Source organism: Bacillus sp. JJ1122 (genome assembly GCF_036964885.1).
Taxonomy (GTDB): Bacteria; Bacillota; Bacilli; order Bacillales; family Cytobacillaceae; genus Mesobacillus.
On record NZ_JBALQL010000049.1, the window covers coordinates 10,183 to 17,148 of the forward strand.

The window sequence follows — 6,966 nt, forward strand, 5'->3', positions numbered from 1 at the left end:
CAGCTTGAGCCCGCAGGACACTGAATAGCTTCCTCGAATCTGCCCACGCACGATGGAAATGCGTTAGCATTTTCGGAGGAGTCTACGCGCCTTCCACTACAATCAACAGAGTTTAAAAATCAACATTCTGCTTTAACAGAGCCTTCTTTTAAAAAAATGGCTCTGTTAGGTTTACCAGGGCCTATAAAAAACAAAAAACTCCCGTCCCCAAAAAGGGACGAGAGTTAACCCGCGTTGCCACCCTAGTTGAAAGCAAAATTGCTTTCCACTCATAAAATAACGGTTTTTACCGAAAGTATTTACTGGCCATAATGGCGTTCCATACTCTGCTCGAGGGCGGATTCCTTTGTTCCAGACACCGGTTTGCACCAACCACCGGCTCTCTAAAGAATGAAAACAAGCTACTATTCCCTCTCATTGCTTTTAAGTATCAAATTTTAATACATAATTTACTACAATTATGTTCGACTTGCAAGCAGTTTATGCAAGATTTTTACTCTTTGTTTCTTCAACCATCTTTACAAAGTAGTTCATCAGCCTGTAATCATCTGTTAATTCCGGATGGAAGGAACAGCCTAGAAACTGGCCATCCCGCGCAGCTACGATCCTGTCATTATGCTTAGCAAGCACTTCTACATTTTCACCAGCTTCGACGATATGAGGCGCACGGATGAATACTGCTGAAAAATCATTTCCAACCCCAGCAATATCGATGTCAGCTTCAAAGCTTTCACGCTGGCGGCCGAATGAATTTCGTTCAACCTTCACATCCATTACGCCAATATGAGGCACTTCATAACCTACAAGCTCTTTGGCCAATAGAATGAGACCGGCACAAGTGCCAAATATCGGCTTGCCGTCTGCAGCGAATTTTTTCAGTTCTTCCATAAATCCATACTTATCAATTAACCGGCGGATTGCTGTACTTTCACCGCCAGGAATAATCAATCCGTCCATTTCTACCAGCTGCTCGGGGCGCTTAATGACAGTCCCTTCTGCACCGGAGGCTTCAATTGCCCATATATGCTCACGGACCGCACCCTGTAAGCCAAGAACTCCTATTTTAACCATGATTAGCTCCTTACCAGCCGCGTTCCTGCATGCGGTTTTCCGGATTCAATGTTGAAATTTCAATTCCTTTAAGAGGAGTGCCCAGGTTTTTCGAGATGTTCGCAATCAATTCGTAGTCTTGATAGTGAGTGGTGGCTTCTACAATCGCCTTAGCAAATTTAGCTGGATTTTCTGATTTGAAGATCCCAGATCCTACGAAAACTCCATCGGCACCTAGCTGCATCATAAGAGCAGCATCTGCAGGTGTTGCCACGCCGCCTGCTGCGAAGTTAACAACTGGAAGACGACCTAGCTGTTTAATTTCAAGCAGAAGCTCATATGGAGCTCCTAGCAGCTTTGCCTCAGTCATTAACTCATCAAGTTCCATCGCTACTACTTTGCGTACCTGTGCGTTTACCTTACGAATATGACGCACTGCTTCTACGATATTGCCAGTCCCCGGTTCACCCTTTGTACGAAGCATGGAAGCTCCCTCACCAATCCTTCTTGCAGCTTCACCAAGATCACGGCAACCACATACAAATGGAACTGTATAATCTCTTTTATTCAAATGGAATTCTTCATCTGCAGGAGTCAATACTTCACTTTCATCTATATAATCTACGCCCATCGCTTCAAGCACACGCGCTTCTACGATGTGGCCAATTCTTGCTTTTGCCATTACGGGAATTGTGACAGCACCCATTACCTCTTCAACGATACGCGGATCTGCCATTCTTGCTACGCCGCCTGCTGCACGGATATCTGAAGGAACACGCTCTAGTGCCATTACAGCAACAGCGCCCGCCTCTTCAGCAATCTTTGCCTGCTCTGCGTTAACTACGTCCATAATGACGCCGCCCTTTTGCATTTCTGCCATACCACGTTTTACTCGATCAGTACCTGTCTTCATTGATCTTCCCCCTATTCCTTATAAAAGGATTTATGTAATAGCCTTACAAATAACTGGAAAAGCAGACTTTTTTAGTCGGAATTACAGTTACCCCTATTGAAAATAAACAATAAAAAAGGTTTCCTGTCAAGACAGGAAACCCTTTTATCAGTATATTTTGATTTGCACAATCTATTACATTATTTAGAACAAGCCTTTAACAGAATCTGCTATACCGCCAAATAGGTCTCCAAAGAAACCTCCGATTCCGCGCATCATCAAAACAAACCAGTTCGCCTTTTCAACACTTTCTGCAGCAACTACAGGCACCTGGATTTCCTTTTGGCCGTCTTCCGTCAAGAAGCTGATGGTATCGCCCTTCTTAGACTTAACAGTCAGATATCCAACCTGCTCTCCTTTTTTAACAGGAGCAGTCAATTCGCCATTTTCATTAAGCTTCTTTTTATCTAAAACAAGCACTGGCACATATTGGTCTTTCTCACCATTTTTCACAGCCATCGTGATTGAGTCTTTAGAATGGATTTTAACCTTGTCTTCTTTTCCCTTTGTAACAGGAATCGTTTTCTTGCTCTTTAACTGATAATTCTTTTTCACTAGTTCTTCTTTTGTAAAATTGTTGAATGCATAATCAAGAATTTTACGTGTTTCTGCAAAACGGCTGTCTTTAGAATCAGCTTTCATGACAACAGATATATATCTTTGGCCATTTCTCATTGCAGTAGCTGTAAAACCATAGCCTGCAAAATCTGTAGAACCCGTTTTCAAACCATCTACCCCGTCATAAGGGAAAATAAGCTCTGGGAGCATCCAGTTGAAGTTTTTATATTCTCTTCCATCTCTGAACTTCAAAGAAGGCATGCTAGCTGTTTCTAAAACTTCTGGATAGTCTTTCAACAAACGGTAAGCAAGTTTTGCTAAAGAACGAGCAGTCATGACATTTTCCTCATCAGGGTTGCCTGCAGGATGCTTTCCTAGCAAATCTTTATTATTCAAACCAGTTGAGTTAACAAACTTAACATCTTTCAAGCCAAGTTCAGCGGCTTTTTTATTCATCTTCTCAACGTGATTCTTTTCCGTACCAGACAGTACTTCTGCCAGTGCAACTGTAGCAGCGTTTCCAGAATGGATTGCCATCGCCTGATACAATTCTTTCACTGTATAATCTTCGCCTTGAGTCAGGCCAACATTTGAAAGCTCAGGTGCAGCAGATAGCTTATGGACATATTCATTGATTTTTACTTTTTGGTCCCACTGAAGCTTTCCTTTTTTAATAGCTTCAAGAACCATATACTCAGTCATCATTTTAGACATTGAGGCTACGCCAAGGACAACATCAGAGTTTTTCTCATATAATACTTTTCCTGATTCTGCGTCAACCAGGATGGCTGCTTCTGCTTCGATGCCTAACTGGTCCTCTGCAGCCTCGGCCTTCATTGTAAATCCAGAAAATACGGTTGCGATCGTTAAAATCAATGTCGCGAAGAACATTGTAAGCTGCTTCTGATTTCGATTCAAAACGTCTTTCCCTCCAAATTTTAAATTGTGACTGTTTTCATATAGATTGCAGCCTTGGGGCGTTTTCTCCTAATTTTTTATATCAATATTATAGTTGTTACTATCCATATTTAATAAGGTTAGGAAAATCGACCACCATGATTATGAAAAAAGCCTATAAAGAAATAATCTATTAAGCTTGTATATTATTGACCCCTGAAAAATCACACCCGTTAAGTTTAACACAAAAAAAACGAAAAAAATAGACAGAGAATAGTCACTCTGTCTAATGTAAAATCAGGAAAAAACATAGGATTATACAGGAAAAAAGTCTCATATTAAGGGGAGATTCCCCTTTTTGTTTTCTGGGAAATGCACCCCTTATAGAATGGAACATTTATGTTGCAAACTTTTTTATGACATTGAATAGTTAGGAGCTTCCTTCGTTATTTGGACATCATGCGGATGGCTTTCTCTCAGTCCAGCTCCGGTCATGCGAACGAATTGTGCATTTTCCCTCAATTGTCCGAGATCCGCTGTTCCGCAGTAGCCCATACCGGAACGGATGCCGCCAACAAGCTGATAGATTGTATCTGATAGAGGTCCTTTATAAGGAATTCTTCCTTCAATTCCCTCCGGTACAAACTTCTTGTTGTCCTCCTGGAAGTAACGGTCCTTCGAGCCTTTTTCCATCGCTCCAACCGAGCCCATGCCGCGATAAACCTTGAATCTGCGTCCCTGATAGATTTCCGTCTCTCCCGGGCTTTCCGATACTCCGGCAAGCAGGCTTCCGAGCATGACAGCATGTCCTCCTGCTGCAAGAGCCTTAACGATATCTCCTGAGTATTTAATTCCCCCATCTGCGATGATTGATTTTCCATGCTTTCGTGCTTCAGTTGCACAATCATATACTGCAGTGATCTGCGGTACTCCTACACCAGCAACAACCCTTGTAGTACAAATGGAGCCAGGTCCGATACCGACCTTAACAACATCTGCTCCAGCCTGGATCAAATCCCGCGTAGCTTCTGCAGTAGCTACATTTCCTGCGATGATGTTCAGTTCAGGGTAACTCTCACGGATTTGTCTCACTGTTTCAAGCACCCCTCTTGAATGTCCATGAGCTGTGTCTACAACAATGACGTCAACATTCGCTTTAACAAGCATCTCCACTCTCTTCATCGTATCGCCTGTGACACCTACCGCTGCTCCTGCAAGAAGACGGCCCTGTGCATCCTTTGATGAATTCGGGAATTCGATTACTTTTTCAATATCTTTAATGGTAATTAGTCCTTTTAATACGCCTTGGTCATTTACTAGTGGGAGTTTTTCTATCTTATGGCGCTGTAGGATCTGTTCTGCTTCATTCAGTGTAGTACCAACAGAAGCTGTTACCAGATTCTCTTTCGTCATTACTTCTTCAATCTTTATGGAGTAATCCTGGATGAAACGCATATCACGATTCGTGATAATACCGACAAGCTTTTGCTCTTCATCATTATTGACGATAGGGACACCCGAGATGCGGTATTTGGCCATGAGATGCTCCGCGTCAAATACCTGGTGTTCTGGAGTTAGGAAGAATGGATCGGTAATGACCCCACTTTCGGAGCGCTTTACTTTTTCAACCTGTTCAGCCTGCTGTTCGATGGACATGTTTTTATGTATGATGCCCAGCCCACCCTGTCTTGCGATTGATATCGCCAGTTCCGCTTCTGTTACCGTATCCATACCAGCACTGATAATTGGAATATTTAACTTTAAAGTTTCGGTAAGGCTGACTTTAAGACTGACATCCTTTGGCAAAACCTCTGATTTTGCCGGTACCAAGAGCACATCATCAAACGTTAATCCTTCTTTTACAAATTTGCTTTCCCACATTGTAAATGACCCCCTTTAAGAAAATATTATTTGTAGGTTATCAATTGGTTAAAATACTGTCAAGAAAGGTGCTATTAGTCCGATTTTTCAAACAACTTGGAGGTTATTCATGTGTCCTTGCCATATAGAGAATGGAATAGTTATACCCTCTTTTTTTCAGCAGAATATTCACAAGCCTATCTGAAAAAATGCTATCGAAAACTGAACATTGATCAACCTGACTTAAAAAGCTTTGAGAACTGTTATCCCTTTATGTATTATCTCGAACATGGGAAACTTTATTATGACCAGGCAGAAAAATCCCCCCTTGCCATTCAGCCGATCATGCTGTTTTACGGACTTGTCCATTTAATCAAAGCATGTATTCTGACAGTTGCACCCGATTATCCCGAAACAACTTCTGTTTTGGCTCACGGGGTATCAACAAGAAAACGGAAGAAGCAGCAATACAGTTTCACTGAGGATGAAGTAAAATTTCAAAAGAATGGATTATTTTCCCTTATGTCTGAGAAAATGTTCCACATGAAACAACTTGAAGGCGAAAAAGCGACGATGGGCGAAATACTTGATTTAATTCCAGAAATGTCAGGCATTATTTTAGAACTAAAGGGCAAGCAAATCTTTCAGCCAGTGGCTAAAATAGAAGCAAAATATTCTCTTCCTAAATCAGTATTAGACCAATTTCATATGACGGAAAATCGTTTCAAGGAATTTTATCAAGCTAAATCTGCTATTCCTATCTCATTTTTGCCAGAGGACCCGCAAAGGATTTATTTTGAAGCAAATTTATCTGAGGTGGCTGAACCGATCCCATTAAAATATAATCTTGAAGATCAGCATTACTCATTCCCATTGAATAAAGGTGAATTATACTTATTTCCCGAGCTTTTGCTGCATTATTTACTTTTATACAACTTGGGCATGATTGCCCGTTATGAGACCGAATGGTGGAGTGAACTGATCAAAATGATGCCAAATGAAGACTATCCGCTTATTCAGACATTTCTACATTCCACGGTAAAAAAGGGACCTTACTTAATTTACCAATACTTAATGAACAAGTGATGTAACAAAGGATGACCGCGTTCTAAAAGCAATAGAGAGGATTAGAGCGTTTATATCCTTCTAATACGGGAATTTCTTTTAATAGAACAATGAGAATACTAAGGAGGTAATGTACATGGATAGAAAAAAATTGATGATGACAACAGTAGCCTTAGGTACAGCATACTTGCTAAAAGATAGAAAGTCACGTGAGAAAGTAATGGAACAATTACAGTCGCTCGGAACCAAGAAAAAGAAAAGCTAATACACAGAACCCCCTGAATTGATTTCAGGGGGTTTTGCTTTATTCAGAAATTCAGCAGCTTCCGAACAAGTTAGGAAGAGTTCGGAATGGTACATAGGACAGTGGGAGGTCCCTGGAATTCAATTGAATAAGTATATAGTGGATACGATTCCGGTTGATAATAATACCATACCGGTGACTGCTAAGAATATACCGGTAAATCTGATTATAACCCTAACAACTGGTTACCATTTTCCGAATATCCACAGTTTAAAAAAACAAAAAAAGAACAGCCATTACAGCTGTTCCTTCCTTCCTTCATGTGCCCGGCGGCGTCCTA

7 protein-coding genes and 1 other annotated feature are annotated in these 6,966 nt (G+C 41.2%); of the genes, 3 read left to right on the forward strand and 4 right to left on the reverse strand.

Annotation, left to right across the window (positions count from 1 at the left end; all coding sequences use genetic code 11):
* Window positions 1-210: 210 nt before the first annotated feature.
* Window positions 211-427, reverse strand: a binding site (T-box leader).
* 53 nt (window positions 428-480) lie between these two features.
* From pdxT to guaB, 4 genes are all read right to left on the reverse strand, one after another.
* On the reverse strand, window positions 481-1,071 hold the full coding sequence (gene pdxT / locus V7201_RS22595; protein ID WP_335379005.1) for a pyridoxal 5'-phosphate synthase glutaminase subunit PdxT: 591 nt from the start codon (window positions 1,069-1,071) through the stop codon (window positions 481-483).
* A 10-nt stretch (window positions 1,072-1,081) separates the two neighbouring features.
* On the reverse strand, window positions 1,082-1,963 hold the full coding sequence (pdxS, locus tag V7201_RS22600; protein WP_335379006.1) for a pyridoxal 5'-phosphate synthase lyase subunit PdxS: 882 nt from the start codon (window positions 1,961-1,963) through the stop codon (window positions 1,082-1,084).
* A gap of 183 nt (window positions 1,964-2,146) precedes the next feature.
* A complete protein-coding gene (locus V7201_RS22605; RefSeq protein WP_438825094.1) occupies window positions 2,147-3,451 on the reverse strand; it encodes a serine hydrolase in 1,305 nt (434 codons plus the stop codon).
* Between the two features lie 420 nt (window positions 3,452-3,871).
* Window positions 3,872-5,338, reverse strand: a complete 1,467-nt coding sequence (guaB, locus tag V7201_RS22610; RefSeq protein ID WP_335379008.1) for an IMP dehydrogenase — start codon at window positions 5,336-5,338, stop codon at window positions 3,872-3,874.
* Between the two features lie 111 nt (window positions 5,339-5,449).
* On the opposite strand from guaB, the gene V7201_RS22615 reads away from it, so the two are divergent.
* The 3 genes from V7201_RS22615 to V7201_RS22625 form a co-directional block, all read left to right on the forward strand.
* Window positions 5,450-6,403 carry a YaaC family protein gene (locus V7201_RS22615; RefSeq protein ID WP_335379009.1) on the forward strand — a complete coding sequence of 318 codons (954 nt, stop codon included), beginning with the start codon at window positions 5,450-5,452 and terminating at the stop codon, window positions 6,401-6,403.
* 115 nt (window positions 6,404-6,518) lie between these two features.
* On the forward strand, window positions 6,519-6,647 hold the full coding sequence (locus V7201_RS22620) for a hypothetical protein (RefSeq protein WP_335379010.1): 129 nt from the start codon (window positions 6,519-6,521) through the stop codon (window positions 6,645-6,647).
* A gap of 123 nt (window positions 6,648-6,770) precedes the next feature.
* Window positions 6,771-6,966: hypothetical protein (locus V7201_RS22625; protein ID WP_335379011.1), on the forward strand; the 196-nt coding region annotated here is incomplete at its 3' end.